23 protein-coding genes are annotated in these 26,841 nt (G+C 71.8%); 15 read left to right on the forward strand and 8 right to left on the reverse strand.

The genetic code is table 11. The features are described from left to right. Positions 1-21 precede the first annotated feature (21 nt). Positions 22-528, reverse strand: coding sequence for a MarR family winged helix-turn-helix transcriptional regulator (locus tag JW613_RS00760; RefSeq protein ID WP_209208732.1), 507 nt, complete (start codon positions 526-528; stop codon positions 22-24). A 476-nt stretch (positions 529-1,004) separates the two neighbouring features. Between JW613_RS00760 and JW613_RS00765 the strand changes: the two genes are divergently transcribed. Further along, positions 1,005-1,454: a cold-shock protein gene (locus JW613_RS00765; protein WP_209208733.1), complete on the forward strand. Its 450-nt coding sequence runs from the start codon at positions 1,005-1,007 to the stop codon at positions 1,452-1,454. 110 nt (positions 1,455-1,564) lie between these two features. On the opposite strand, the gene JW613_RS00770 is transcribed toward JW613_RS00765, so the two are convergent. Both JW613_RS00770 and JW613_RS00775 read right to left on the reverse strand, forming a co-directional pair. Next, positions 1,565-2,101: a GNAT family N-acetyltransferase gene (locus JW613_RS00770; protein ID WP_209208734.1), complete on the reverse strand. Its 537-nt coding sequence runs from the start codon at positions 2,099-2,101 to the stop codon at positions 1,565-1,567. 301 nt (positions 2,102-2,402) lie between these two features. After that, entirely contained in the window at positions 2,403-3,077 is a 675-nt protein-coding gene (locus tag JW613_RS00775; protein ID WP_209208735.1) for a LysM peptidoglycan-binding domain-containing protein, read from the reverse strand. A gap of 605 nt (positions 3,078-3,682) precedes the next feature. Between JW613_RS00775 and JW613_RS00780 the strand changes: the two genes are divergently transcribed. The 5 genes from JW613_RS00780 to JW613_RS00800 all read left to right on the forward strand — a co-directional run bounded on the left by JW613_RS00780 (position 3,683) and on the right by JW613_RS00800 (position 8,799). Further along, positions 3,683-4,444, forward strand: a complete 762-nt coding sequence (locus JW613_RS00780; protein ID WP_099885523.1) for a DeoR/GlpR family DNA-binding transcription regulator — start codon at positions 3,683-3,685, stop codon at positions 4,442-4,444. Between the two features lie 122 nt (positions 4,445-4,566). After that, positions 4,567-5,940, forward strand: a complete 1,374-nt coding sequence (locus tag JW613_RS00785; protein ID WP_209209176.1) for an ABC transporter substrate-binding protein — start codon at positions 4,567-4,569, stop codon at positions 5,938-5,940. Further along, the gene (locus JW613_RS00790) at positions 5,937-6,914 is read left to right on the forward strand and encodes a carbohydrate ABC transporter permease (RefSeq protein WP_209208736.1); all 978 of its coding nucleotides are present in this window, start codon (positions 5,937-5,939) and stop codon (positions 6,912-6,914) included. The genes JW613_RS00785 and JW613_RS00790 overlap by 4 nt, the downstream gene beginning before the upstream one ends. Next, complete coding sequence (locus JW613_RS00795) at positions 6,911-7,813, forward strand: carbohydrate ABC transporter permease (protein WP_209208737.1); 903 nt, start codon at positions 6,911-6,913, stop codon at positions 7,811-7,813. Before JW613_RS00790 ends, JW613_RS00795 begins: the two co-directional genes overlap by 4 nt. Further along, positions 7,810-8,799 (forward strand): zinc-dependent alcohol dehydrogenase family protein, encoded by a 990-nt coding sequence (locus tag JW613_RS00800; protein ID WP_209208738.1) that lies wholly within the window; start codon positions 7,810-7,812, stop codon positions 8,797-8,799. Before JW613_RS00795 ends, JW613_RS00800 begins: the two co-directional genes overlap by 4 nt. Positions 8,800-8,910: 111 nt before the next feature. Here the strand turns inward: JW613_RS00800 and JW613_RS00805 are convergent, their stop codons facing one another. Both JW613_RS00805 and JW613_RS00810 read right to left on the reverse strand, forming a co-directional pair. After that, positions 8,911-10,956 (reverse strand): CocE/NonD family hydrolase, encoded by a 2,046-nt coding sequence (locus tag JW613_RS00805; RefSeq protein WP_209208739.1) that lies wholly within the window; start codon positions 10,954-10,956, stop codon positions 8,911-8,913. 43 nt (positions 10,957-10,999) lie between these two features. Beyond that, positions 11,000-12,286: an ATP-grasp domain-containing protein gene (locus tag JW613_RS00810; RefSeq protein ID WP_209209177.1), complete on the reverse strand. Its 1,287-nt coding sequence runs from the start codon at positions 12,284-12,286 to the stop codon at positions 11,000-11,002. Between the two features lie 543 nt (positions 12,287-12,829). On the opposite strand from JW613_RS00810, the gene JW613_RS00815 reads away from it, so the two are divergent. Further along, entirely contained in the window at positions 12,830-13,060 is a 231-nt protein-coding gene (locus JW613_RS00815) for a hypothetical protein (protein WP_099885519.1), read from the forward strand. 129 nt (positions 13,061-13,189) lie between these two features. Here JW613_RS00815 and JW613_RS00820 read toward each other — a convergent pair whose 3' ends face one another. Next, the gene (locus JW613_RS00820; protein WP_209208740.1) at positions 13,190-13,834 is read right to left on the reverse strand and encodes a TetR/AcrR family transcriptional regulator; all 645 of its coding nucleotides are present in this window, start codon (positions 13,832-13,834) and stop codon (positions 13,190-13,192) included. Between the two features lie 102 nt (positions 13,835-13,936). On the opposite strand from JW613_RS00820, the gene JW613_RS00825 reads away from it, so the two are divergent. Together JW613_RS00825 and thiI are read left to right on the forward strand one after the other, a co-directional pair. Then, complete coding sequence (locus JW613_RS00825) at positions 13,937-14,506, forward strand: SRPBCC family protein (protein WP_245224751.1); 570 nt, start codon at positions 13,937-13,939, stop codon at positions 14,504-14,506. A gap of 24 nt (positions 14,507-14,530) precedes the next feature. Then, positions 14,531-15,841 (forward strand): tRNA uracil 4-sulfurtransferase ThiI, encoded by a 1,311-nt coding sequence (gene thiI / locus JW613_RS00830; RefSeq protein ID WP_209208741.1) that lies wholly within the window; start codon positions 14,531-14,533, stop codon positions 15,839-15,841. Between the two features lie 100 nt (positions 15,842-15,941). Here thiI and JW613_RS00835 read toward each other — a convergent pair whose 3' ends face one another. Beyond that, complete coding sequence (locus JW613_RS00835; RefSeq protein WP_245224753.1) at positions 15,942-16,340, reverse strand: ANTAR domain-containing protein; 399 nt, start codon at positions 16,338-16,340, stop codon at positions 15,942-15,944. Between the two features lie 230 nt (positions 16,341-16,570). Here JW613_RS00835 and JW613_RS00840 point away from each other — a divergent pair, with 230 nt between their 5' ends. The 5 genes from JW613_RS00840 (at position 16,571) to JW613_RS00860 (ending at position 24,456) form a co-directional block, all read left to right on the forward strand. Next, a complete protein-coding gene (locus JW613_RS00840) occupies positions 16,571-17,620 on the forward strand; it encodes an enoyl-CoA hydratase/isomerase family protein (RefSeq protein WP_209208742.1) in 1,050 nt (349 codons plus the stop codon). A 152-nt stretch (positions 17,621-17,772) separates the two neighbouring features. Then, entirely contained in the window at positions 17,773-20,556 is a 2,784-nt protein-coding gene (gene lanKC, locus JW613_RS00845) for a class III lanthionine synthetase LanKC (RefSeq protein WP_209208743.1), read from the forward strand. Between the two features lie 37 nt (positions 20,557-20,593). Then, entirely contained in the window at positions 20,594-20,716 is a 123-nt protein-coding gene (locus JW613_RS00850) for a SapB/AmfS family lanthipeptide (protein ID WP_209208744.1), read from the forward strand. A 4-nt stretch (positions 20,717-20,720) separates the two neighbouring features. Further along, complete coding sequence (locus JW613_RS00855; RefSeq protein WP_209208745.1) at positions 20,721-22,574, forward strand: ABC transporter ATP-binding protein; 1,854 nt, start codon at positions 20,721-20,723, stop codon at positions 22,572-22,574. After that, positions 22,567-24,456, forward strand: coding sequence for an ATP-binding cassette domain-containing protein (locus JW613_RS00860; RefSeq protein WP_209208746.1), 1,890 nt, complete (start codon positions 22,567-22,569; stop codon positions 24,454-24,456). Before JW613_RS00855 ends, JW613_RS00860 begins: the two co-directional genes overlap by 8 nt. A 49-nt stretch (positions 24,457-24,505) precedes the next feature. Here JW613_RS00860 and JW613_RS00865 read toward each other — a convergent pair whose 3' ends face one another. Then, on the reverse strand, positions 24,506-25,123 hold the full coding sequence (locus JW613_RS00865; RefSeq protein ID WP_209208747.1) for a LuxR C-terminal-related transcriptional regulator: 618 nt from the start codon (positions 25,121-25,123) through the stop codon (positions 24,506-24,508). Between the two features lie 290 nt (positions 25,124-25,413). On the opposite strand from JW613_RS00865, the gene JW613_RS00870 reads away from it, so the two are divergent. Continuing rightward, positions 25,414-26,814: a cytochrome P450 gene (locus JW613_RS00870; protein ID WP_209208748.1), complete on the forward strand. Its 1,401-nt coding sequence runs from the start codon at positions 25,414-25,416 to the stop codon at positions 26,812-26,814. The last annotated feature ends 27 nt before the right edge of the window (positions 26,815-26,841 follow it).

Here is a 26,841-nt window from a genome sequence, read left to right on the forward strand (position 1 = left end):
CGGGCGCGGTCGGTCGCGCTGTCAGGCGGGCCTCACGGTGGACTCGGCGGAGCCGGCCGTCGAGGAGTAGGAGGAGCCCTCCACGGCGGCGACGAAACCCTTGAGCCCTTTGAGCAGTGCCTCGCGCTCGCGGGACGGCATGGCGGTCAGGATATCCAGGAGCGCTTCCTCGCGCTGCTCCCGCATGTCCCGCAAGTACGCGCGGCCCCGCCGGGTCAGCCGCAGTTCCAGCTCCCGCCTGCTGGTGGGGCTCGGCAAGCGCTCCACGAATCCGATCGCCTCCAGCCGGTCGCAGAGCCTGCTGACCGACGACGGCGCCGAGCCCAGCGCCTCCCCCAACGCCCGCAGATTCATGCCCTCGTCACGGTCGACGCAGTACATGACGCGCAGCTGTGAGGGAGAGACCGGAGCGGTGGAGGCGGCGTTCCGGCCGCGCTCCCACAGCACTTCGAGAAGTTCGATGACCTCACCTGCCCGTTGTGTGGCGTCACGGGCGTTACGTCCGGGAGGTGAGGGGTTCACGCCCATACCAGTACCACTCCATATCGGCGGCACGCACGGGCCGACCGGGCCCCGCGCCTGCTTCTCCTCGGTGTTCCACTCGGCGGGGCGCGTCGGCGCCGGGGAAGCCGGGCGCTCCGCAACGTTCGGGCCGGCGCCGAGAGGGGGCGGGAACGGCTTTTCACCGGCTCGATGCGGCGCCCAGCATCGCCAAGCCTATCCCTGAGCACCCCGTATGCCCGGTCAGACACATGTCATGCCCGCTGCGACCAAGGTTCACGCGGCGTGCAGGACGAGCGCTGCCGAACAGGGCGCGCACCACCGCGAGTGCGGCGCGCGAGCGGGCATGCGACGGGGCTGCCCGCGTCATGTGTGCACATGACGTACGGGGCGTGAGAGTGCTCCTGAGGCTTGTCGTCCCTGTCACCCCGGCGGTTTCCGGTCGCTAGTATCCGGGGCAGGTGTCCGGGCGCGGGGCCCGGGGAGTGCGGGTTGGGGTGGATATGGTCGCTGGCCGAGTCGTCCGGTTCGACGGTGCGCGGGGGTACGGGTTCATCGCCCCGGACCACGGGGGCGAGGATGTGTTTCTGCACGCGAACGATCTGATGATGCCGGAGTCGTTCGTCCACACCGGCGTGGCCGTCGAGTTCGAGATCGAGGACGGGGACCGGGGTTTGAAAGCCTCTGCCGTCCGGCTGCTCGAACGTCCCGATTCCCCGTCGTTCGAGCCGCCGACCGCTGCCGGGAGCCACCCCCCGCACCGTACCGTGGCGCCCCGCGCTTCGGACGACGGCGACGATCCGATGTGCGATGTGCTCAGTGTCGCTGAGTACACCAGGGCCGTGACGGAGCTGCTGCTGGAGGCCGCGCCCGGGCTGACCGGGGCGCAGATCCTGGACATCCGCCGACGACTGGTGCAGTTCGGCAAGAGCCACGGCTGGGCGGAGGACTGACCGCCGGAGGCGGCAAGGCGCCGACACACTCGGCAACAGTTCGCTGCCGTGCCCGGACGGCATGATCCGTTTCCGGGCACGGCAACCTCGTCAGGACGGCCGCGCAGCTGTCAGATCCCGAACGCCGGCGGGTACTGGATCACCCCCGACGGCACCGGGCCGGCGTGCGCGTCCAGGGTGAGGGCCATCATCGCCTCGTCCGGCACCTCGATCGGGGCGCGGATCCCGAACCGGGAGGCGGGCACGAATCCGAACCTCGGGTAGTAGTCGGGATGCCCGAGCACGAGCACCAGCTTCTCGCCCTGGCTCCGGGCGGCCGCGAGTGCCGCGCGGATCGCCGAGGAACCGGCGCCCGTCCGCTGATACGCGGGCAGCACCGCACAGGGTGCCAGCGCGAGTGCCGGATGGCCGTCCACGTGGCAGCGAGTGAGGAGGGCGTACCCGACCGGGGTGCCGTCGGGGGTCTCGGCGAGCAGGCAGAGGCCGTCGATCCACGCTGCCGGATCGGCGCGCAGCGCCTCGACGATCCCCGCCTCTTGCGGGGTCGGGAAGGCCGCGAGGGTGATCTCGCGGAGCGCCGCGGCGTCGTCGGCGGAGCCTTCGGCCGCGGCGCGGGTGGTGAAAACAGCCGTGGGTGGTTGAGACAACGGGAGCACCTTTGTGATGAGGGGTCCCGGTGCTGCGGAGGAGGGGTACGCCCCGGGTCGGCGGGCGTGCCCCGGGCTCAGTTCAGAACCGGGACCCGGGAGATGAGAACTGTCCGGGCACCGCGTGTCGCGGCGATCTCCACGGCAACCATCGACTCATCTCCCCCTTCGCTCGGGCCGGTGCCCCGTCGAGCACCCTCGCGCGGAGGCTAGCACGCCTCCGGGAGGGCGCCGAGGGGATTTCTGACGCCGTCCCCGGCCCGCCGTGACGGTGGGGCGGACCGGGGGACCGTATGACCGGTCAGTACCAGCCGTGCGCGTTGTGGAAGGCGAGCGCCGCCTCCCAGGAGCCGTACCTCTCCTGGACGTAGCGCTCGGCACCGGCGTGCTGTTCGGCGACCGTGCCTCTCCCCCACGGCTGGTCGGTCTGGAACAGCCCGTGGTACTTGCCGTTCTGCGCGTTGGGGTTGCCGCTGGACTCCCGGCGGATGATCTCCGCCTTCGCGGCGCTCTCCGCCATGGAGGCGCCCGGGGCCGCCTGGCCCGCGGAGCGGCTGCTCTGTGGTGCCTGCTGCGGCTGCGGGGCCGGTTCCTGGGCCGGTGGCGCCTCCTGGGCCTGTGGTGCGGAGTCCTGCTCGGCGCTGGGCGGGGCCGCCGTGTCCGGAGTGGTCGGTGCGAACGGAGGTGTGGCCTCCCCGACGGTCAGACGCTGTCCGGGATAGATCAGGTCGGGGTCGGCGAGCCCGTTCCGCTCGGCCAGTTCGTGCCAGCTGGTGCCGTGGTTCTGCGCCACCTCGGAGAGGGTGTCGCCGGACCGCACCTCGTAGGTGTTGGTCGTGGAGGCCTGACGCTGCGGGGCCTCCGTGTGCGTGTGCGTGTCGGCTGACTGCCCCTCCTGCGCGAAGGCGGGTGCGGCCGGAACGGCAACAGCGGCCGCCGTGAGGACGCCGAAGGTGGCGATCTTGGTCTTACGCATCTGAATCAAGTCCTTACCGTCGAGCCCGAAGACTCTCTGTTGGGGTCAGAGGAAAGCCCGTCAGGGCCGTAGCAAACTCCGTCAGACGCGCTCCGGGCCGACGATCCGTTCTGCTTTGCCGATCTTTCACTCGTCCAGAGGTACCGGGCGTCCCCGATGGGCGGTACCTGGACACGGTTGGCCCGTCACCACGCGACAATCCGACCGGCATGCCGTCCGGGCGAGGGGAACGGGCCGGTGCGTCCTGCGCCGAGTTGGTCCGGGCCGGCCAACCGCCTGCCCGCCCAGGGAGCGCCGCCAAGGTGCGGTCGCCGGAATGCCGACCCGTGCTCTTGACGACAGGTGCGAGCCACCGTGTGCCCGTACGGTCCGAAGAGGGGGGCGGGCGCCGAACGGGCAGGTTGCCGCCCCCAACGGGCGCCTTGTTTCTGCCACAGTTGCCGAATCGGCTGGTCAGAAGAGCTTCCGGCGGTGCGGGGAACGGGCAGAAGCGGTCATGATCTTCTCGCCCGGGAGGCTGGCCGTGTCCGCTCAGGGCCGGTACAACTCTCCACACGGACAGGAACGGGCATGTCCGTGACCGAACGGAGAGGGGCGACGGGGCCATGAGTGCGGCGGAGCGGCAGCGGCAGATCGTCGGAACGGCGCGGCGGCTGGGCTCGGTCGAGGTGGCTCAGCTGGCCGAGGAGTTGGGTGTCGCCAAGGAGACGGTGCGCCGCGATCTGCGCGTGCTGGAGGAGCACGGCCTGCTGCGACGCACCCACGGCGGCGCCTACCCGGTGGAGAGCGCCGGGTTCGAGACGACGCTCGCGTACCGCACCACCATGCATGTGCCCGAGAAGCGGCGGATCGCCTCGGCGGCCGTCGAACTGCTCGGGGACGCCGAGACGGTCTTCATCGACGAGGGCTTCACCCCGCAGCTCATCGCCGAGGCGCTGCCGCGGGACCGGCAGCTGACCGTGGTGACGGCCTCGTTGCCGGTGGCGAGCGTGTTGGCGACGGCCGGCGACTTCACCGTGCTGCTGCTGGGCGGGCGGGTACGCGGTGGCACGTTGGCGGCCGTCGAGCACTGGACGACCAAGATGCTCGCCGGGTTCGTCATCGATCTGGCCTTCGTCGGCGCCAACGGCATCTCCCGGGAGCACGGGCTGACCACTCCGGATCCGGCGGTCAGCGAGGTCAAGGCGCAGGCGATGCGGGCCGCGCGACGGCGGATCTTCGCGGGGCTGCACACGAAGTTCGGCGCGGTGAGCTTCTGCCGTTTCGCGGAGGTGGGCGACTTCGAGGCGCTCGTCACCTCCACGAGCCTGCCCGCACCGGAGGCACACCGCTACGCGATGCGCGGGCCGCAGGTCATCAGGGTCTGATCCCGCTCCTTCCCCGCTGCCTCCCCGTTCGTACGGGCCGCCGCACCACGCGCCCGTGATTGTCGTAATGTCACGATTCGCCAGGAGTTCATATGCGCTGTCAGAGCAGTCCGCAGGGCCGGATACGCAGCCGACCACGCCGGGTCAGGGCGGTCAGGGCGGGCACCGCCGCCGCCACGGCGAGCGCGCTGCTCGCGCTGTCCGCCTGCGCGGGGGCGGGCGCCATCGGCTCCGGCGGCGACACGATCAACGTCCTGATGGTGAACAACCCGCAGATGCTGGAGCTGCAGAAGCTCACCGCCAAGCACTTCACGAAAGAGACCGGCATCAAGGTCAAGTTCACGGTGCTGCCGGAGAACGACGTCCGCGACAAGATCAGCCAGGACTTCGCCAACCAGGCCGGACAGTACGACGTGGCGACGCTCAGCAACTACGAGACGCCGATCTACGCCAAGAACGGCTGGCTGCGCTCCCTTACGCCGTACACCCGCAAGGACAAGGGCTTCGACCAGCAGGACATCCTCCCGCCGGTGCGCGAGTCGCTCAGCGGTGAGGACGGCCAGGTCTACGCGGAGCCCTTCTACGGCGAGTCGTCCTTCCTGATGTACCGCAAGGACGTCTTCGAGAAGGAGGGGCTGAAGATGCCCCAGCGTCCCACCTGGCCCCAGGTGGCGAAGCTCGCCGCGAAGGTGGACGGCGCCGAGCGCGGTATGAAGGGCATCTGCCTGCGCGGGCTGCCCGGCTGGGGCGAGCTCATCGCCCCGCTGACCACGGTGGTGAACACCTTCGGCGGGACCTGGTTCGACAAGGACTGGAACGCACGGCTGAACGACCCCGCGTTCCGGAAGGCCACCAAGTTCTATGTCGACCTGGTGCGCAAGCACGGCGAGTCCGGCGCGGCCCAGTCCGGGTACGCCGAGTGCCTCAACAACATGACGCAGGGCAAGACCGCCATGTGGTACGACGCGACGGCGGGCGCCGGCTCCTTGGAGAGCGAGAAGTCCAAGGTGAAGGGGAAGATCGGTTACGTTCCCGCACCGGTCGTCAAGACCGAGAGCTCCGGCTGGCTCTACACCTGGGCCTGGGGCATCCAAAAGGCGAGCCGCAACCCGGACAAGGCGTGGAAGTTCATCTCCTGGGCGTCCGGCAAGGAGTACGAGAAGCTGGTCGGCAAGGAGTTCGGCTGGGCCAACGTCCCGGCGGGCAAGCGGGCCTCCACCTATGAGCTGCCCGAGTACAAGAAGGCGGCCGGCGCCTTCCACGAGGTCACCCGCGAGGCCATCACCAACGCCAGGCCCCGGGACCCGGGGGTGCAGAAGCGCCCCACGATCGGCATTCAGTTCGTGGACATTCCGGAATTCTCCGATCTCGGCACCAAGGTCTCCCACGAGATCAGCGCCGCCATCGCGGGCCGCCAGTCGGTGGACAAGGCGCTGCGCAAGGCCCAGGAGCTGGCGCAGGAGGTCTCCGACGAGTACGAGGGGCGAGGCCGATGAGCACTCCGACCACCACTCCGGCCCCGGGCGCGCACGACGAGGAGCGCCCGCCGGCCGCCCGCACCGCCACTCCCTCCCCCAAGGGCCCGCCGAACCGGCTGCGGGGCTGGGTGACCCGCGCTCCGCTGCTGCCCGCGCTGGTCTTCATGATCGTCGTCACTCAGCTGCCGTTCGTGGCCACGCTGGTGATCTCGTTCTTCGACTGGAACGCGCTCTACCCCGAAGCACGCTCCTTCGGAGGCTTCGAGAACTACCAGGAGGTGCTCAGCGATCCCGAGCTGCGCGACTCGGTGGTGACGACCGCGCTGCTGACCGCCGTCGTCGTACTGGTCAGCCTCGTTCTCGGGCTGCTGCTGGCCCTGCTGCTCGACCGCAGCTTCCGGGGGCGCGGCGTGGTGCGCACCCTGCTGATCGCCCCGTTCCTGCTGGTGCCGGTGGCCGCGGCGCTGCTGTGGAAGCACGTGCTCTACAACCCCGAGTACGGGCTGTTCAACGGTGTCCTCAACTGGCTGTTCGGCGAGAAGGCGCCCCAGCCGAACTGGGTGTCCGAGATGCCGCTGGGCGCCGTGCAGGTGTCGCTGATCTGGCAGTGGACGCCGTTCATGATGCTGATTCTGCTCGCCGGACTGCAGAGCCGTCCCGCCGACGCCATCGAGGCGGCCCGCATCGACGGGGCCGGGGCCTGGCAGATCTTCCGCTATCTGACGCTGCCGCATCTGCGCCGCTATCTGGAGCTGGGGGCGCTGCTGGGGTCGATCTACATCGTGCAGAACTTCGACGCCGTCTTCACCATCACCTCCGGCGGTCTGGGCACCGCCAACCTGCCGTACACCATCTACCAGACCTTCTACCAAGGCCATGAGTACGGCGTGGCCTCGGCCGCCGGTGTGCTCGTCGTCATCGGCTCCCTGGTCATCGCCACCCTCGCGCTGCGGGTGGTCTCGTCCCTGTTCCGCGAGGAGGTCCGCGCATGAGCGCCCTGACCGCAGGCGCACCCGAGGCGGCACCGTCCGCCGCGCCACCGAAGGCTTCGGCCATGGCACCGCGAAGCGTCCGCCGGAAGAATGCCGCGCTGGGCCTGCTGGCCTGGGCGTGCGGGCTGGTCTTCGTGCTGCCGATCGCCTGGATGGTGCTCACCTCGCTGCATTCGGAGTCGGACGCCGCCACCAATCCGCCCTCGCTGGCCGCGCCGCTGACGCTGGACGGGTACCGCGAGTTCTTCAGCGCGGGCGGCGGCGCCGGGCCCTGGCCCGCGCTGGCCAACTCGCTGATGGCCTCCGTCTTCTCCACCCTGTTCGTGCTGGTGCTGGCACTGCCCGCAGCGTACTCGCTGTCCATCCGGCCGGTACGCAAGTGGCGGGACGTGCTGTTCTTCTTCCTGTCGACGAAGATGCTGCCGATCGTCGCCGGACTGCTGCCGATCTATCTGTTCGCGAAGAACACCGACTTCCTCGACAACATCTGGCTGCTCGTCATCCTCTACACATCGATGAACCTGCCGATCGCGGTGTGGATGATGCAGTCCTTCCTCGCCGAGGTGCCCTCCGCACTGATCGAGGCGGCGCAGATCGACGGGGCGCGGCTGCCCACCGTCCTCACCCGGGTCGTCGCGCCGGTCGCCGCACCCGGCATCGCCGCCACCGCGCTCATCTGCTTCATCTTCTCCTGGAACGAGATGCTGTTCGCGCGGGTACTCACGGGGGTCGTGGCACAGACCGCGCCCGTCTTTCTGACCGGCTTCATCACCAGCCAGGGGCTCTTCCTGGCCAAGGTGTGCGCCGCGTCTCTCGTGATCTCCCTGCCGGTGCTCGCCGCAGGGTTCGCCGCCCAGGACAAGCTGGTCCAGGGCCTGTCGCTAGGAGCTGTCAAATGAAGGCCGCACTCGTCGAGTCCGTGGGCAAGGTGTCCCTGACGGAGATTCCCGACCCGACCCCCGGGCCCCGCGATGTGGTGGTGAAGGTCGCGGCATGCGGGCTGTGCGGCACCGATCTGCACATCCTGCAGGGCGAGTTCGCCCCCTCGCTGCCGCTGGTTCCCGGGCACGAGTTCGCCGGGGAGGTGGTGGCACTGGGCAGCGAGGTGACCGAGCTGGCCGAGGGCGACCAGGTGGCCGTCGACCCGTCGCTGTACTGCCACGAGTGCCGCTACTGCCGCCGCGGTCACAACAACCTGTGCGACCGGTGGGCCGCGATCGGGGTGTCCCGGGCGGGCGGTGCCGCCGAGTACGCCGTGGCGCCTGTCGCCAACTGCGTCCGGCTGCCCGAGCATGTGCGCACCCAGGACGCCGCGCTCATCGAGCCGCTGTCCTGCGCGGTGCGCGGCTACGACGTGCTCAAGAGCCAGCTCGGCTCGCATGTGCTGATCTACGGTTCGGGCACCATGGGGCTGATGATGCTGGAGCTGGCCAAGCGAACCGGTGCGGCGAGCGTGGACGTGCTCGACCTCAACCCGGACCGGCTGGCCACCGCCCGCAGCCTGGGGTGCAGCGGGGCGGCGGCGAGCGCCGAGGAGCTGGAGCGGCCGGAGGGCTGGGATCTGGTGGTGGACGCGACGGGCAACGCCGCCGCCATCCAGGACGGCCTGGGACGGGTCGCCAAGGCGGGCACCTTCCTCCAGTTCGGCGTCTCCGACTACGCGACACGGGCCACCATCGAGCCGTACCGCATCTACAACCAGGAGATCACCATCACCGGCTCGATGGCCGTGCTGCACAGCTACGAGCGGGCCGCCGAACTGTTCGCGGGCGGGATTCTCGACCCGGACGTGTTCATCTCGGACCGGATGCCGCTGGCCTCCTACCCGGAGGCGCTCGGCCGCTTCGCGGAGGGGCTGGGCCGCAAGATCGTCGTTGTTCCGTGAGGGAGTGAGCGCTGCTGGGGAGGGACTGCCCCGTGCTGCGCGGCGCAGTCTGCGGGTGCGTGGTGGCTGGGCGCGCGGTTCCCGCGCCCCTTTCGGGGCGCGGGGCAGGCCTCAGAGGCAGTCGCGGGGCACCTCCTCGTTCCAGGTGCGGGAGAAGACACGGTTCCCCCACTCGTAGGCGTCCAGCGTGGCGTGCACATGGAACGCGCTGTCGGTGCAGGTCAGCACCGTGCGGGTGACGGTCTTGGTCTCCCAGCCCTCGCGCCGGAACCTCATCGTCCAGACGGACTCGCCGGCCACGGAGGTGAAGTCGTCGGCGACCGCCGTGTACCGCTCGTAGGCGCGGCGGCCGACATCCAGCCCGATGTGGTCCAACCGCTCCAGGCCCCGGTCCTTCACGATCTCCAGCTCGTGCTGGTAGCCGATCAGGTCCCGCTTGACGTCCCAGCGTTCCTCGGGTGGCACGAGCGTGGTGGTGGTCAGCGGGGGTGCGCCTTCCGGTTCGCCGAAGAGGCCGCGCGGCGCCTCCCCCTCCTCCCTCGGGGTGCGAACCGGCAGCGTGAGCGTACTGGAGTTCTCGTACACGCTCAGCAGCGACGGCTCGGGCGGCGGCCAGGCCAGCGGCCAGTAGGAGGTGGACAGGGACAGCCGGATGCGGTGGCCCGGCGGGAAGGCCTGTGCCACCCCGTTGAGGTGCACGGTGGCCCGGTAGCGGCGTCCCGGCTCCAGCGGCTCCGGTTCCCCGGTGCCGCTGTGGCGGGTGAGGTTGAGCAAGCCGTACGTGATCCGGGTGGCGCTGCCGTCGGGCGCCACATCGGACAGCCGCGCGGCGACCTGCGCCACCGGCTCGGTGACGGACAGATCCAACTCGACGCTGGGTGAGCCCAGGATCTCCACCCGTTCGGTGAGCGGCTCGGTCTCGAAGACCAGCGAGCCGCCGTCCTCCTCCCGCTGGTCGTACGGCAGATCGGGGGGCGCGTTGTAGGAGGCCCACTTGCCCGCGAACTGGCCGACCGACAGCGGCGAGCGCACCGTCAGCGCCGCTGACGGCTCCTCGTCCCGCTGCTGCCCGTGCTCCTGCTCCTCCGGCCGGCAGATGCGGTACCGGGACAGCGGGTGGACGACCTGCGAGACATACGGCGAGGGCCACTCGGGTTCGACCACCCATCGGCCGGGCCGCTGCTCGTAGGAGGTGGACGGGGGCACGCTGTCCTGCATCCAGGTGCTCAGCACGGGTCCGTCCATGACGCCGTTGTCCTCGCCCTTGAGCCAGTGGTCCCACCAGCGGACGACCTCCTGGAGGTAGCCGATGGCCGGACCCGGCCGGCCCAGGTGCGGGAACTTGTGCGACCAGGGGCCGATGAGGCCCTTGCGCGGCACGTCCAGGTGGGCGAGGAGCCGGGTGACGGCGTTGGAGTACCCGTCGGCCCAGCCGCTGGAGGCCAGCACCGGGCAGCGCACCGCCTGGTAGTCCTCGCACACCGAGGCGTGCCGCCAGTAGTCGTCGCGCCGCTGGTGGCGCAGCCACTCCAGCACCCACGGCTCGCTGCCCTCCAGCCGCTCGTGCCACATCCGGCGCCAGCGGTCGCCGACAACGGCCGGGTCGGGCGGGCAGGTGCTGTAGGCGAACATGGTGCCCGCCTCGGCCAGGTTGTCCGAGAGCAGGGTGCCGCCCATGTAGTGCATGTCATCGGCGTACCGGTCGTCGGTGAACGAGGCGATGACGATGGCGCGCAGGCTCTCCGGCTGCCGTGCCGCGACCTGCAGGGCGGCGAACGCGCCCCAGGAGATGCCCATCATCCCGGTGTTGCCGTCGCACCAGGGCTGTGCCGCGAGCCATTCGAGGACGTCCTCCGCGTCCCGCTGCTCCTGCTCCAGGTACTCGTCGCCGAGCACCCCGTCGGAGTCACCGGTGCCGCGCAGGTCGACACGGACGCAGACATAGCCGTGGCCGGCGAGATAGGGGTGGTGGATCGAGTCCCGTACAGCGGTCAGATCGCGCTGCCGGTAGGGGATGTACTCCAGCACCGCCGGCATGGGCTCCTCGTCCGAACAGATGGGACGCCACACCCGGGCCGACAGCCGCGTGCCGTCCGGGAGCGGCACGGTGACGGGCTCTTCCTTGGTCTCGTAGGGCAGATTGTGCACGCTGCGCATGGGCGCGGTCTCCGCTCGACGTTCGTGCTGCTGTCCCGCGCGATCAAGCGGGCCGGGGCTGGCCGGAGGCGCTGCCGGAACCGGTCGGCGCCGTACCGTGCAGGCCCAGGGCCGCTATGGCGCGGTCGTACTTCTCGCGCAGTTCGTTCTCGTCCTCCCCGGCGGTGAAGATGTGCGCGAGCTCGTAGCTGTAGCTGTCCTGCTGTGAGAGGTTCCGCAGTCGCTGGCCCTCGTCGGGCACCACATCGATGCGTACGCCGGGGATCTCCTCCTCCACCCTGGCTGTCTCCTCGGCGGAGGGCACCTGATGGGCCACTCCGTCGGTGAACCAGCGGTGGTACCACTTGGCCGCGCACAGATAGGGGCCGGCGCGGTGCGGCAGGGCGGGGTCGCGACCGAAGGCGAGGGCGAGCATGCAGTGGTGGTTGGGCACGCCGTCGACGTAGTCGAACAGCTCGGCGTGCGACTGGGAATGGCGCGGGTTGATCTCCAGCAGCTTGATCTCGTCCTGCCCCGGGTCGTAGAAGAACTCGATGCTGAAGGTGGCCGAGTCCATTCCGATCTGCCGGATGACACGTGTGGATGCCTCGGCGAGCCGCTCCTGCACGGGTTGGGGGAGCCTGCTGGGGTACTGGTGGCGCAGAAAGGAGGGCGTGTCGGGGTAGTTGATGGAGTCCAGCACCCCGTAGACGGTGACGGCGCCCCGGTGCACATACCCCTCGACGGCGACCTGGAGGCCGGTCATCCGCTCCTCGGCGAGACAGACCATGCCACCCACCCGGGACATCTCTTCGGGGAGTTCGATCTGGTCGAGTACGTACTCGAACGGCCTGCCGAGCCGGCCGATGCCCTCGCGGATCTTGTCGACAGCCGCCCGGAACTCCTCCAGGTCCGCGACGCCGTAGGCCAGCTCCGAGGAGTAGGACAGCGCCGGCTTGACCCACATGGGGAAGCGCATGCCCTCGGGGGGCTCCGGCTTCGCGGCGTCCAGGTCCACCTTGCCGAACCTCGGTATCTCGTCGATGACCTTCTGCTGCTCCAGCCTGCTCCAGTACTTGTGCTCGCACTTGACCACCGATTCCAGGCTGGTACTGCGCGTGCCGTACTGCTCGGCCAGCAGCGGGATCATGGTGCTCACGGGGAAGTCCCAGTACCCGACGATGGCGTCGATGCTGCCGTCGAAGGAGTCCAGCACGGCCCGCGCCCGCTCCAGCAGGTCAGGCACCGACACCTCGTCCTCCTGCAGTTCCCCGGGGGTCAGCAGCGAATGGAAGCGGTAGCTCGCCGCGCCGGGAACCGCTTCGAGGGTGGTCCGGTTGGCGTCGTCCATGCCCAGGACGAAGACGTTCTTCTTCTCGTTCGCGGGCGCGTTGGCCACGGCGTCGTCTGCGGTGTTCTCGGATATCGACACGTGCTCTCTCCACGTCAGTGTGCGGTGGTCCCGGGCGGCGCCCGGGGCCGCCGGTGCACTGGCCCGACCCCGGCAGCCGGGACCGGGTTGCCGACAGCGCAGCGGGGAAACGTGCCTGTTCGTCAGGGCGCGGACAGCGAAAAGGCGGCGGGGCCAAGTCGCTCAGTAGTACGGCGCGGGCCTCCCGCTTGCCTCGGTTTCCGGTGTTCGGCGCCGTGGCCGTGCGGGAGTTGCCGGTGCGTCCTGGCCGCCGGACGCGGGCTCGACAGCGCGGCCGTGTCGGGCATCAGCCCCGCTTTCGATCAGCCTTTTTGTCGACTTGGCGGACATTCCGGCTGTCGTACCGAAGCTCTGCGCCGTAGGTGGTGCCGGGGACCGTGGCTCGTTGCCGATCGCAGGCTTGGTCGTTGAGGCCAGTACGCATCCGGAGCAGCGGGTTCCGGGACGACGAGAGGAGAACTCTTGCCACGGAAGAGCATGGCCCTGGCAGCGGCCGTCGCGCTGAGCAGCGTGCTGTTCACCGCCGGGCAGGCCACCGCAGCGTCCTCCGCCCAGCGTGCCGACCGTCCGCCCTTCCCGTACGCCGACTGCGTCAAGGAGGTGAAGAAGCAGCACAAGGCCACCGACCGCAGGGCCAGGGAGGTGTGCGACATGCTGGTGAAGAAGGGGTGGATCAAGCCCCCGAAGTCCTGATTGCGACGAAGACGCCCCCGACGGACCCTCCCCGTGCTGTCCGACGGGGGCGCTTCAGGTGTTCCGCCCGCGGGTAAAGCTCCGCACCCTCTGCGCCCGCGGTCCCGCGCTTCCGTCCCGGCCGCTCGGTCAATCCCGGTTCCGCGCGCGGCCACCGGACCCCGGACGCACGTGGCCACCGGACCTTGGCAGGGTGTCGAGGAGGGCTGTCGCGCAGTCCTCGACGACGGCTTCGGCGTGCGCGGGGAGGGTGCCGCCCTCGCGCAGATGGCGCCGGACGACGGAGAGGGGGAGGTCGACCAGCGCCAGGGTCAGTCGCTCGACCGCCTCGGTGTCCCGGGCCCCCAGCGTCGCGGCCAGTGAATCGAGTTCGCCGAAGATCCGGCGGTTGCCGCGCTCGGCCCGCGACCGGTGCTCCTGCGACCAGCCCTCCCGGCCGAAGTCGCCGGGCCCGTAGAGCAGCAGGCGCGTCTCCTCCGGGTGGGCGCGGCTCCAGGCGACGACGTGCCGCGCGGCGGCCCGCCCCGCTTCCCGCGCGTCGTCGTGCGCGGCGAGGACGCGCGCATAGCTGTCCTGGAAGCGTTCGACGGTACGCAGCCACACCTCGGCCAGTAGCGCGGACCGTCCGGCGAAACGGTGGTACAGGGAGCCGCTGGGCGCGCCCGCCTCCTTGGCGACCGCTGCCATGGTCACGCCTGCCGGCCCGAAGGAGGCCGCCAGTCGGACGGCGGCGTCGAGGAGCTGGTCGGTGTCGAATCGGGGTGGCCTCGCCATGTCCGGGAGGGTAGCCTGCCGGTATTAGAGAGGGCTCTCTAATACGAGTCCCTGATCCGGCTGCGGAAACCCCACTCGCCGGTCCTGGCCCACGGAGGTCCCATGGACGTCTACAACGTGCACGAACGACTGCTGTCCGCAGCGCCGAGCCGGGTGGGTGCCCTGCTCGATTCGCTGGCCGGTGACGACGACCAGCTGTGGCCGCGCGGCGGCTGGCCCCCGATGGTCCTGGACCGGCCGCTGGGGGAAGGCGCCGCCGGAGGACACGGCCCGGTGCGCTACACGGTCGCCGCGTACGTCCCGGGAACCTGGGTGCGCTTCGCCTTCACCTCCCCCCGAGGCTTCGACGGCTTCCACGAGTACGCCGTACTCGCGGCGGACGGCGGCCACACCCTGCTGCGGCACACGCTGGCGATGCGGGCACACGGCTCCGCACGCCTCACCTGGCCGCTCTTCTGGGGGCCGATGCACGACGCCTGCCTGGAGGACGGCCTCGACCTCGCCGAGCGCGCCTGCCAAGGGACCGTGGCACGGCCCGCGCACCACAGCGCGTACGTACGCGCCCTGCTGCGGCTCGCGAGCCGCACCAGGCCCGCCACCGAAGGTGACACCGGCCTCCGGGGAGCGGCAGCGGGGCGGCAGGGTGGCGGGAGCGGGCGCGGGGTCGCATAGCCTGGTTGCCAGGAGGAGAGTTCCGTGACCGTCTCAGGACCCCGTCCCGCTCCCGAGGGACACGCACAGGAAGCGGCGCACCCGCGCCCCGCCGGGCAGGAGCAGGCGCGCGAGTGCGTCCTGCTCAAGCACGGCGAGGTCTTTCTGCGCGGCCGCAACCGCGCCCGTTTCGAGGAGCTGCTGTACCGCAATCTGCGGGACGCACTGCGCACGCTGCCCGGCTCGACGTGGGTGGAGAAGGGTCGCAGCGTCACACTGGTGGGCGGCGAGCTCCCGCTGGACCAACTCGTGGACTGCGTAGGCCGCGTCATCGGCTTCAGCCTCGTGCAGCCGGCCGTACGCATCCCCAGCACCGTCGAGGACATCGGCGCCCACGCGGTACGCGCCCTGCTGCGCGTACGGGAGGAGCGGACCGGCGGGCGCGGCGAACTGAGTTTCGCCGTACGCGCGAAGCGGCGGGACAAATCCTTCCCGCTCACCTCCTCGGTCCTGGCCGCCACCGTCGGCGAACGGGTACGGCTGGAGACGGGAGCGCGGGTGAACCTCTCGGCGCCGGACGTCGAGCTGGCCGTGGAGGTGGACCGGCACGCCAGCTATCTGTCCTGGCGCCGGATGCCGGGTCAAGGCGGGCTGCCGGTGGGCTCCAGCGGCCGGGCACTGGCCCTGCTCTCGGGGGGCTACGACTCGCCGGTCGCCGCCTACCGGGCCATGCGCCGGGGGCTGGCCTGCGACTTCGTCCACTTCACCGGCGCTCCGTACACCAACGCCTCCTCCGTCTACAAGGCGTACGCACTCGCCCGCGAGCTCAACCGCTTCCAGCCCGACCGGGCGCTGTGGGTGGTCCCGCTGGGGAAGGCCCAAAAGCAGTTGGCGATCGCGGGCGCGGGGCGGCTCCAAGTCGTCGCCCAGCGCCGGCTGATGGCGCGGACGGCCGGCGAGCTCGCCCGGCGGCTGGGCGCCGAGGCGCTGGTGACCGGGGACAGCCTGGGGCAGGTCGCCAGCCAGACGGTGGCCAACATGGCGGCCGTCGACGAGGCGGCTTCGGTGCCGCTGCTGCGCCCGCTGCTGGGCTGGGAGAAGCAGGAGATCATCGACGAGGCGCGGGCCCTGGGCACCGCGGATGTCTCGGTGCTGCCCGACGAGGACTGCTGTTCGCTGCTCGCCCCCCGTCAGGTCAGCACCCGGGCCCGGGTTCCCGACCTGCAGCGGGTCGAGCGCCGTCTGGAGCTGGACGAACTCGTGGAGGAACTGCTGGCCGGTGCCTGGTCCTTGGAGCCCGGCGCCGACCCGGCGACGGTGGGCGCCGCCGGGCCGGAGCACAGCTGCGAGGCGTGACACCGGGCCGGCCCCGGACACGACAGGGTCGAGGGCGCCCGGAACCCGGCCAACGACAGGCGGCACGCGGCTCACCGGTGCGGCCGCCACCGGCCTCGGATCACTTTGCGGACAAACCGTTCTCGCGGGCGGCGCGGGTGACGCGCACGTACGAGGCCGACACCGCTCGGCGCAGCCAGCCGGGCAGCGGCCGGTCATGGGTCGCGCGGGTCAGCAGCGCGGCGATCTCCCGCACCTTGGTGTTGGTGTGCTGGGAGGTGTCCACGAGTATCCGCCAGGCGGTCTCGGGACCGCAGCGCCAGGAGGCCATCAGCACGCCGCGCGCCTGGTCGATCACGGGACGGCTCTCCACGGCCTTCCGAAGCTGTGCGACCTCCTCCCGTAGCCGGCGCGCCTCGGCGGCCGGGAGTGACTCGTCCGCGGCCTCGGGCCCCTGGCCGTGGCCCTCGGACCCCTGGTCGTGCCCGGCGGACCCGGACGGCGCCACGGGGAGACTCATCGCACCTCCGAAGACAACTGTTGTCGTGCAGCACATATGCGCCTGCCCCCGACGGCCGTCCCGCACACCTGTGAGCCCCGGCACCTGAGCCCACGCACCTGTGAGCCCACGCAGCTGCGGGTCCGCACACCGGCGAGGGAGCGGACACCGGCCTCGCGGCGGCCTCCGGCTACGGTGGCGGGAAAGATCGACCCGCCGGGAGAGATCCCCCGTCGCGAAGGAGCCCAGCCGTGTCCCGTACCGAACCGTCCGTCCTGGTCAGCACGGACGGCCGCGCCGGCCGCCTCGTGCTCAACCGGCCCCACGCGCTCAACGCTCTGAACCGGGAGATGGTCGACTGTCTCACCGAGGCACTCGAAGCGTGGGAGCGGGACCCGGCGGTGGAGACCGTCGTACTCAGCGGCGCCGGCGAGCGGGGACTGTGCGCGGGCGGCGACATCCGCGGGATCCATGAGGACGTCCGGCGAGGTGGCGGTGCGGAATCGGCGCGGTTCTGGGCCGCGGAGTACCGCCTCAACGCCCGTATCGCGCACTACCCCAAGCCGTATGTCGCGCTCATGGACGGCGTGGTGATGGGCGGAGGCGTCGGGGTGTCCGCGCACGGAGACGTCCGCGTCGTCACCGAGCGGGCGAAGGTCGCCATGCCGGAGACCGGCATCGGCTTCGTACCCGATGTGGGCGGCACCTGGCTGCTGTCGCGGGCGCCGGGCGAACTGGGCACACATCTGGCCTTGACCGCCGGTGCGGTGGGCGCCTCGGACGCCCTGCTGTGCGGGCTCGCCGACCACTTCGTGCCCGCCGAACGGCTCGCTGAGTTCGCGGCGGCGCTCGCCCACACCCCGCCCGCCGACGCGGTGGCGCGGTACGCCGCTGCCGCTCCCGCGGCCGAACTCGCCCGGCACCGGGAGTGGATCGACGCCTGCTACAGCGCCGACAGCGTCACGGAGATCCTGCGGCGGCTGCGCGACCACGGGGGAACGGCGGCCAAGGAGGCCGCAGCGGCCATCGAGTCCAAGTCGCCGACCTCCCTCAAGGTCACGCTCGCCGCGCTGCGCCGGGCACGCGGCCTTTCCTCGCTGGAAGAGGCGCTGAACCAGGAGTACCGCACCTCCGTGGCCGCGCTCTCCTCGCCGGACTTCGCCGAGGGCGTGCGGGCGCAGCTCATCGACAAGGACCGCAGGCCGCGTTGGTCCCCGGCCACGCTCGACGAGGTCACCGAGGAGCAGGTGGCACGGCATTTCGCCGTCCCGGACGGCGGGGACCTGGGGCTCGGCGTGTGAACCTGGTGCCGACTGTTGGAATTCGCCGGTGGCCGACGCACAGTAAATGCGCTACTTGTGCGTTCCTCACATCGCTTTCGTGACAGAATTGACTACACATTCCCCCTCCCGTGTTGCACGCTTGACCCCGTGCTTCCCAGGAGAGGGGACCGATGGACAAGCGGTACGAAATATTCTGTCTCGCGGACCGGTATTTCTACGACACACCCGACCGCTTGTCGGATTCCATATCGAGCACCCCGGCGGACGAGGCGGCGCAGCACGACGAGGCCACCTGGCCGGAAAACACCGTGGACTCGGGAGAATTCCCGGTGGCACGTCGCCCGGTGCCCGCCGGCTGGCGGCAGACCCGGTCAGGCGACTGGCTGGAGCTGCGCCCACTGACGGGAGAGTTCCCGTTGCAGGGTTGGAAGATTCATGCGTCGGCCACGCTCGACAACGCGGACGAGATCGGCACAGCCGTCTGGGACCACTGCGTACCACGCCGCATCCCTTTCAAATTCGTCCCGCACCGCACGCAGCTGTATCTGCGCAACGCGAAATACGCCGGACGCGGCACGAGCGGTAAATTCGCCACCATCTACCCGGCCAACGAGGAACAACTCGAAAACATTCTTCGCGAGTTGGGGGAGATACTCGACGGGAAACCGGGCCCGTACATCCTGACGGATCTGCGCTGGCGCGAGGGGCCGCTGTATGTGCGGTACGGGGGCTTCGCACCGAGGTTCTGCGTCGACGGCCGGGGCCGTCTGGTGCCCGCCGTGGCGGACGCGCACGGCCGGCTCGTACCCGACCGCAAGGACCCGGCCTTCCGGGTGCCGGACGGCGTGGAGCTGCCCGCCTTCCTCCGTCCGCAGCTGGCGGCGCGCGCCGCGGCCAGCGTCACGGACCTGCCGTACCGCATCGAGCGGGCGCTGCACTTCTCCAACGGCGGCGGCGTCTACGGCGGCACCGACACCCGCGACGGGAGCCGGGTCGTGCTCAAGGAGGCCCGGCCGCACGCCGGGCTCGCCGCCGACGGCGCCGACGCGGTGGCGCGGCTGGAGCGGGAGAAGGCCGCACTCGACCGGCTCGCCGGGCTGCCGGTGGTACCGGAGGTACGCGACTGGTTCGAACTGGACGGGCACCGGTTCCTGGTGATGGAGGAGTTGGCGGGCCAGACCCTCAATTCCTTCTTCGCCAGGCGTCATCCGCTGCTGAGCGCCGACCCCGACCCGGAGGCGGTGGCCGAGTACACCGAGTGGGCCCTCCGGACGCACCGGCTGGTGGAGCAGGCCGTGGCGGCGGTGCACGAGCGTGGCATCGTCTTCAACGACCTGCACATGTTCAACATCATGGTCGCGCCCGACGAGCGATCCGTCGCACTGCTGGACTTCGAGGCGGCAGCGCCGGCGGCCGACGATCCGCGCCAGATCGTGGCCCACCCCGGCTTCATCGCCCCGCCCGACCGCTCCCGCTACGACATCGACCGCTACGCACTGGCGTGTCTGCGGCTCGCGTTGTTCATCCCGATGACGACGCTGCTGGCCGTCGACCGCGGCAAGGCGGCACACCTGGCGAGGGTCGCCGCCGAACAGTTCCCCGGCATTCCGCAGGAGTTCCTCGCCGAGGCGGTCGAAACCATCGAGGGCACCGACACGGCGGCCTCGGCCTCCCGGGCCGTCACCCGCGCGGCCACCGTCCTGGCACCCGCCGACTGGCCGACGGCACGCGAGGCGATGGCCCGGGCGATCCTCGCCTCGGCCACCCCCGGACGCGACGACCGGCTCTTCCCCGGGGACATCGAGCAGTTCGGGGCCGGCGGCGGGCTCGGTCTGGCACACGGCGCCGCCGGAGTGCTCCTCGCGCTCGACGAGACGGCCGCCGGGCGGTATCCGGACGGTGAGGAGTGGCTGCTGCGGCACACCGATCCCCCGCCGCGCGGCACCCCGCTGGGGCTCTACGACGGACTGCCCGGCGTCGCCTGCGTACTGGCCCGGTTCGGACACACGAAGCGGGCGCTGGAGCTGACCGAGCGGGTGCTGGACGAGAAGTGGCAGCGGCTGGGCAGCTCGCTGCACGGTGGCCTCGCCGGTCTCGGTCTCGCCCTGGGACAGCTCGCGGCCGACACCGGGGAACAGCAGCTGCGCACGGCCGCCGTCGAGGCCGCCCGGCTGCTGGCCCAGCGGCTGGACGAGCCCGACGACGGTGTCCCGGGCGTCGACAGGACCGGCCTGCTGCACGGTGCGACGGGAGCGGCGCTGCTGTTCCTGCGGCTGTACGAGCAACACGGCGACTCCGCGCTGCTCGACCTTGCGGAGCGTGCGCTCACCCGCGACCTGGCGCACTGCGTCCAGGACAGCTCGGGCACCTGGCAGGTCGACGAGGGCAGCCGCACCATGCCCTATCTGGGCGCGGGCAGTGTGGGCATCGCCATGGTGCTGGACGACTTCCTCGCACACCGCCCCGGGCACGCCCGCTTCACCGCGGCGCGGGAGGGCATCCTGCCCGCGGCCAGGATGCGGTACTACGCACAGCCGGGCCTCTTCCAGGGCCGCGCCGGAATGCTGCTGCACCTGAGCAGGACCAGCACGCCCGGCGTCACCGAGGCCGACCGGCAGGCGCAACTCGCGGGCCTCGGCTGGTACGGGATGGCCTACCGGAACGGCCTCGCCTTCCCGGGCGACCAGATGATGCGGCTGTCGATGGACCTGGCCACCGGCACCGCGGGCTGCCTGCTGGCCGTGGGCGCGGCCGCCGCCGACCGAGGCGCAGCGGCGCCGAGCCTGCCGTTCCTGGCACCGCCGACCGGTGGCACCGCCGGCGGAGCGCTGTCGCACAGCACCACCACCCCGCCGCCCGAGGGCACGGCAGCGCGCGACAGCGCGCCGACGCCCGGCGGCTCACAGACCGGCCTCCGGGACGGGGGCCGTACCAAAGCATCACCGTCCCTGTAACACACAACCCGACACCCGATAGGGAAGGAAAACCACCATGGCACTTCTCGACCTGCAGACGATGAAGCCCGAGGAGCGGACCGGCGGCGGCGACGACAGCAGCGCGAGCCTCCTCCTGTGCGACAAGCACAGCTCCCACAGCACCCTGCTGTGCCTGTGACCGGGTGACACACACATCCGGTGCCCCTGGGCGGGGTTCGTCCCCCGCCCAGGGGCACTCCCCTGCCCCCGGCCGGCGGACGAAGGCGGCCCCGGCGGACCGGTTGCTGTTCTCCGAGGGACGCAAGCACCTGTGGCGTACGGTCGCCCTCTTTCTGTCCGCGACCGCGGCGGCGGTCGCCGGGCTGGCACTGCCCGCGGCGCTGGGCCGCACCCTCGACCTGCTGTTGGCGGGCGAAGGGGCCGGGAGTGCCGAGGCGGGCCGCTGGCTCGCCGTATGCGCGGCGCTGACCTGCGCGCTGGTGGCACTCGACGCGGCCGACACGGTGCTCACCGGCACCCTCAACTCCCGCGTCGCGGCGCGGCTGCGCACGCGCCTCGCCACCCATCTGCTGGCGCTCGGCCCGCTGCGTGCCAACCGGTTCGCCGACGGCGACCTGGTCACCCGCTGCACCGGCAACGCCGCGCACGCGGGCACGGGGCCCAGCAGTGCCGCCTCGGCGCTGGCCGCGGTGGTGACACCGGTGGGCGCGCTCGTGGCGCTCGCCCTGCTCGATCCGCGGCTTGCCGCCGTCTTTCTCGCCGGAACGCCACTGCTCGTGCTGCTGCTGCGCGCCTTCTCGCGGACCTCGACCGACTGTGTGACCCGTTATCAGGAGACTCAGGCACGGATAGCCGGGCGGCTCGTGGAGGCGCTGTCCGGGGCCCGCACCATCGCGGCGGCAGGCATCGGTCAGCGCGAGGGCGCCCGCGTACTGGAGCCGCTGGCGGAGCTGTCCGGACACGGGCACCGGATGTGGCGGGTGCAGGGCCGTGCCACCGCACAGGCTGCCGTGCTGGTGCCGCTGCTCCAGGTCGCGGTGGTCGCGGTCGGCGGTCTGCTGCTCAGTGGCGGCGAGTTGAGTGTGGGCGGGCTGGTCGCCGCCGCGCGCTACGCCGTCCTGGCGGCGGGCATCGGCACGCTCGTCGGACAGCTCAACGCACTGGTGCGCGGCCGCACCGCGGCGCAGCGGCTGGCGGAGGTACTGGCCGTCGCGCCCATGAGGGCCGGGCGGCGGACGGTACCGGACCACACCGCGCCCGGCGCCTCGGGTCGGCTGGAACTGTGCGGTGTGCGGGCCTCCTACGGCGGTGAACCGGTGCTGCGCGGAGTGGATCTGGCGGTGCCCGGCGGCGCTACGGTCGCGGTGGTGGGGCGGTCGGGCGCGGGCAAGTCGCTGCTGGCCGCCGTCGCCGGACGGCTCGTCGAACCGGAGGCCGGCCGGGTGCTGCTGGACGGTACCGACCTGGCGGAGCTGGATCCTTCGGCGCTGCGGCGAGCCATCGGCTTCGCGTTCGCACGTCCTGTTCTGTTCGGCGCCACGATCGGCGAAGCGCTCGCCGCGGGGATCCCCGGGCAGCGGGAGGGGCATGAGGCGCGGGTCCGGGCGGCGGCCGGTGCCGCCTGCGCCGACGAGTTCGTGCGCACCCTCCCGTACGGCTACGACACCCCCTGTGAGCAGGCGCCGCTCTCCGGTGGCGAGGTGCAGCGCCTGGGCCTCGCCCGGGCGCTCGCCCAGGGCGGCCGGGTGCTCGTTCTGGACGACGCCACCTCCAGTCTGGACACGGTGACGGAGCTGAAGGTGACACGAGCCCTCGTGGGCGCGGAAGAAGGCCTCGGCGGACAGGGAAGGGACGGCAGGGCTGCCAGGGGGGCGCGGACCCGGCTGGTTGTCGCACATCGCGCCTCGACCGCCGCGCGGGCGGATCTGACCGCGTGGCTCGACGGTGGCCGGATCCGGGCCGTGGCGCCGCACGCACAGCTGTGGGAGCAGCCCGCCTACCGGGCCCTGTTCGGCAGCGGGAGGGACGATGGCTGAGTCCGCGGAGGGGTCGGCCGGGACCGGGGCGGGACGGGCCCCGGCGAGAGGGGCCCGGGCGGGACGGGACAGCGCCCGGCGGGGGCTGGTGCGGGCGGGGCTGGGCTTCCTGCTGCGGCGGCCCCGGACGCTGGCCGCGCTCGCGGGCTGGTCGGCGCTGGAGGCGGCGCACACCTTCGCGCTGGGTTTCGCGCTCGCCCGCGCCCTGGACGACGGCTTCCTCGCCGGGCACCCGGCAACCGGCCTGGCGTGGCTGTCCGTCGCCGCGCTGGGGCTGCTGGTGGGCGCGTGGGGCACGGCACGGGTCCACCGGCAGGTGGCGCAGCTCACCGAACCGCTGCGCGACGAGCTGGTGCGCCGCGTGGTGGGGCGTGGACTCCACGAGGCCGTCACCGCCGTCGGCACACCGGGCCGTGCCGCAGGGGAGGCGTCCGGGACCGGCGTCGTCTCCCGGCTCACCCACCAGGTGGAGATCGCCAGGGACAGTTTCGCCGGACTGGTGATGGTCTCCCGCTCGTTCCTGTTCACGTTGGCGGGGGCGGTGCTGGGTCTCGTCGCGCTGGCTCCGGTGCTGCTGCTGGTCGTCGTGCCGCCGCTGCTGGCGGGGCTCGCCGTCTTCGCGGGGACGTTGCGCCCGCTGGCGCGCAGGCAGCGGGACTTCCTGGTGGCGGACGAGGAGTTGGCGCGCGAGGTGGGCACGACGGTGCGTGCGCTGCGGGACGTGGCCGCGTGCGGTGCGCAGGAGTCGGTGCGCCGCCGGGTGGAGCGGCGGGTGACTGCGGAGCGGCGGGCGGCCGACGCGCTGGCCCGCTGGGGCGTCGCCCGTGCGCTGGCCCTCGGTATCGGCGGGCGGCTGCCCGTCGTGCTGCTGCTGGTGCTCACCCCCTGGTTGCTGCGACAGGGGGTGAGCGCCGGGGCGCTGGCGGGAGCGCTCACCTATCTGACCCAGTCGCTGCTGCCGGCGCTGCAGAGCCTGGTGCACGGGCTGGGCGGCGCGGGCGCCCGGCTCGCTGTGGTGATCGGCCGACTGCGGGAGGGGGCGCCGGACTCCGGCGGACCGGCACCGCGCACACCGACGCCGGGCAGCCGCACACCGACGCCCCGCACGCCGGACCCCCGTACGCCCTCGGGTCCTGAGGTCCCCGCGCTCGAACTGCGGGGTGTCACCTTCGCCTACGGACCGGGCGCCGCGCCGGTGCTGACGGGGCTCGATCTCACCGTCCCGGCGGGCGGGCGGCTGGCGGTCGTCGGCCCGAGCGGCGCGGGCAAGTCCACCCTGGCCCTGCTGGTCGCCGGGCTGCTGCGCCCCTCGGCCGGCGAGATCAGAGTGCACGGGCAGCCGGCCGTACCCGGACGGCTGCGGGCCGCCGAGCAGTTGGCCGGACAACGGGTGCTGATCCCCCAGGAGTCGTACGTCTTCACCGGAAGCCTGCGCGAGAACCTCTGCTGTCTGCTTCCGGAGAGCTCCGCTCCACCGCCGGGGGCGGTGCTGCTCGACGCCGTGGAAGCGGTGGGCGCCCGAGCGCTGGTGCGGCAGCTCGGAGGGCTCGACGGGTGGGTGGACCCGGTGGCGCTCTCGGCGGGGGAACGGCAGCAGCTGGCGCTGGCCCGCGCCTATCTCTCCCCCGCCCCTCTGGTGGTCCTGGACGAGGCGAGCAGTCATCTGGACCCGGCCGCCGAGGAGATGGCCGAGTACGCCTTCATCCGGCGCGGCGGTGCGCTGGTGGTGATCGCGCACCGGATCAGCTCGGCGCTGCGCGCCGAGCTGATCCTGGTACTGGACGGCGAACGCACCTGCTGCGGCACCCATGCCCAGTTGCTTGAGAGCTCCGCGCTCTATCGCGACCTGGCGGCGGGCTGGGCCCCGCAGTCCCGCGTGTAGCGGGGGTGCGGCACACTCACGCCCGCTCGCCGTCGGCCGGGCCGGCGCGCTACAGCCAGCCGGCTCCCTGGGAGATGCGGATGGCGTCCACCCGGTTGCGGGCGCCGGTCTTGCGGGTGATGGCGGACATGTAGTTGCGCACCGTGCCGGTCGACAGGCCCAGTCGGCGGGCTATCTCGGTGATGGGGGCGCCCTCGGCCGCCGCCGAGAGCACGGTCAGCTCCCGTTCGCTCAGCGGGACCTCGGAGGCCCGCAGGACGGTGCCAGCCAAGGCGTTGTCCACGAAGCGCTCGCCTGCGGCCACCTGTCGGATGCCGGTCACCAACTGCTCGGGCAGCGCGTCCTTGCACACGAAACCGCGTGCCCCCGCGTCCAGTGCCCGGCGCAGCGCCCCCGGACAGTGCTGGCTGACCAGCACCAGCAGCCGGTGCGAAGGCCCCACCGACCGTGTGGCGCTCTTGCGTGAGAGCCCCGCCAGTTCGTCCAGTGGAGAACGCCCCGTCACATCGGCGTCCACGACGCAAACGTCGGTGGGCTGGGCCCGTGCGAGCCGGACCGCGTCCTTCGCGGGCGCGGCCTCGATGGTCATGTCCGGCTCCCTTCCGACCAGAGCGGCCAGCGCGCATCTGAGTATGCGCACGTCGTGCACCAGCAGTACCCGGATCACACTCAATCCCCCCTAGGTGCCCGATCCCCCCACATGACAGGCGCAGCTCAATACATACAAGCTCATCGCGGACGAGAGACACATAGTTTTGGCCACACATTGAATTCGAATGTGTGCGATGTGTTATGGGGGGCGCATGAGGGGGCGCACTCCCCGACGCGGCCGGGCGGCATCCGGCGCCTCCCCGCGCGTCGTTTCGCCCGATTACCTGCGGGTACCGCGACCCTCTTGAAGACGACGCACCGACGGCGGCCGGAGCACCTCCGGCCAGCGGAGTGAGCGGAGTGGAGATGCGACTGACCGAGAGCAGCTCGGACGCCCCCGGGAAACCGAGCACGCCGGGCGCGCAGGACCCGTGGGGGACGCTGCCCCCGCCGGGCGCCCGGGAAGCGGCGGGCGTGGTGGCGGACGTACTGCTGCCGGTGCTGGCAGGCGGCGTCATCGTGCGCAGGCCCCGGGCGATGGCGCTGGTGGAGCGCACCGGTTGGGACCGGCGCGGTGTCGACCGGATGCGCGCCCTGCGCGAGCGGTACGGGCCGGGCCCCCTCCCGCTGACGGTGCGGGGCCGGTCGTACGCGATGGTGCTGGACCCGCAGGACGCGCGCCGCGTGCTGCGTGAGACGCCGGAGCCCTTCAGCCCGGCGACGTGGGAGAAGCGCAGCGCGCTCGCCCAGTTCCAGCCGCACGGCGTCCTCATCTCCGGTGGCCAGGAGCGGACGCGGCGCCGGGAGTTCGTGGAGGAGGTGCTGGAGACCCCCAAGCCGCTGCACGACATCGCCAGCCGGCTGACCGGCGTCGTACGCGAGGAGGCGGCGCTGCTGCTGGAGGGGGCCGAGCGTTCGGGGCAGCTGCGGTGGGAGGAGTTCGATGCCGCCTGGTGGCGCATCGTCCGGCGCGTCGTCCTGGGGGACGCGGCACGTGACGACACCACGCTCACCGCACAACTCGGTGCGCTGCGCTCGGCCGCCAACTGGTCGCTGGCCTCTCCGCGCCGCAGGCGGCTGCGGAGCGCGTTCCTGGCCCGCGTACGCTCCTACGCCGCCCGTCCGGAGCCCGGCAGCCTCGCCGAGCGGGTCGCCCGTACCCCCGCACCGGCCGGTACCGACCGCGCGGGCCAGATCCCGCACTGGCTGTTCGCCTACGACGCGGCGGGCATGGCCACCGTGCGTGCCCTGGCGGTACTGGCGACCCATCCCGAGCCGGCCGAGCAGGCCCGCCGGGAGGCGACCGCCGGGCAGCCGGACACCCCTCGCGAACTGCCGTTCCTGCGCGGCTGCGCACTGGAGTCGGTACGGCTGTGGCCGACGACGCCCCTCATCCTGCGGGAGAGCACGGCACAGACCTCCTGGGAGGGCGGCACACTGCCTGCCGGGACGGTCTTCGCCCTCTACACGCCCTATCTGCACCGCGCCGAGCCCGCCGCCCCGTACGGGGACAGCTTCGCGCCCCGGCAGTGGACCGAGGAGACGGGACAGGAAGCGCGGGCCAACCCGGCGCTGGTTCCGTTCAGTTCGGGTCCGGCCGGGTGTCCGGGGGAGAACCTGGTGCTGTTCACCGTCAGCACACTGCTGGCGGCGCTGGTGGAGGGGCACCAGTACACGCTGGCCTCGCACCCGCAGCTGCGCCCGTCCGCACCGATTCCCGCGACGCTCGACCACTTCGCGCTGGCCTTCCGGGTGAACCCGCTGTAGCCGGTGGCCGGACTCCGCGTGAAGGAG

Source organism: Streptomyces smyrnaeus, from assembly GCF_017676345.1.
GTDB lineage: Bacteria > Actinomycetota > Actinomycetes > Streptomycetales > Streptomycetaceae > Streptomyces > Streptomyces smyrnaeus.

Coding starts and splice junctions, on each gene's coding strand:
- lanKC (WP_209208743.1), top strand. CDS start 17,773: ATGGACAAGCGGTACGAAATATTCTGTCTCGCGGACCGGTATTTCTAC.
- JW613_RS00870 (WP_209208748.1), top strand. CDS start 25,414: ATGCGACTGACCGAGAGCAGCTCGGACGCCCCCGGGAAACCGAGCACG.
- JW613_RS00835 (WP_245224753.1), bottom strand. CDS start 16,340: ATGAGTCTCCCCGTGGCGCCGTCCGGGTCCGCCGGGCACGACCAGGGG.
- JW613_RS00775 (WP_209208735.1), bottom strand. CDS start 3,077: ATGCGTAAGACCAAGATCGCCACCTTCGGCGTCCTCACGGCGGCCGCT.
- JW613_RS00850 (WP_209208744.1), top strand. CDS start 20,594: ATGGCACTTCTCGACCTGCAGACGATGAAGCCCGAGGAGCGGACCGGC.
- JW613_RS00810 (WP_209209177.1), bottom strand. CDS start 12,286: ATGGACGACGCCAACCGGACCACCCTCGAAGCGGTTCCCGGCGCGGCG.
- JW613_RS00790 (WP_209208736.1), top strand. CDS start 5,937: ATGAGCACTCCGACCACCACTCCGGCCCCGGGCGCGCACGACGAGGAG.
- JW613_RS00765 (WP_209208733.1), top strand. CDS start 1,005: ATGGTCGCTGGCCGAGTCGTCCGGTTCGACGGTGCGCGGGGGTACGGG.
- JW613_RS00825 (WP_245224751.1), top strand. CDS start 13,937: ATGGACGTCTACAACGTGCACGAACGACTGCTGTCCGCAGCGCCGAGC.
- JW613_RS00820 (WP_209208740.1), bottom strand. CDS start 13,834: ATGGCGAGGCCACCCCGATTCGACACCGACCAGCTCCTCGACGCCGCC.
- JW613_RS00860 (WP_209208746.1), top strand. CDS start 22,567: ATGGCTGAGTCCGCGGAGGGGTCGGCCGGGACCGGGGCGGGACGGGCC.
- JW613_RS00795 (WP_209208737.1), top strand. CDS start 6,911: ATGAGCGCCCTGACCGCAGGCGCACCCGAGGCGGCACCGTCCGCCGCG.
- JW613_RS00800 (WP_209208738.1), top strand. CDS start 7,810: ATGAAGGCCGCACTCGTCGAGTCCGTGGGCAAGGTGTCCCTGACGGAG.
- JW613_RS00780 (WP_099885523.1), top strand. CDS start 3,683: ATGAGTGCGGCGGAGCGGCAGCGGCAGATCGTCGGAACGGCGCGGCGG.
- JW613_RS00760 (WP_209208732.1), bottom strand. CDS start 528: ATGGGCGTGAACCCCTCACCTCCCGGACGTAACGCCCGTGACGCCACA.
- JW613_RS00805 (WP_209208739.1), bottom strand. CDS start 10,956: ATGCGCAGCGTGCACAATCTGCCCTACGAGACCAAGGAAGAGCCCGTC.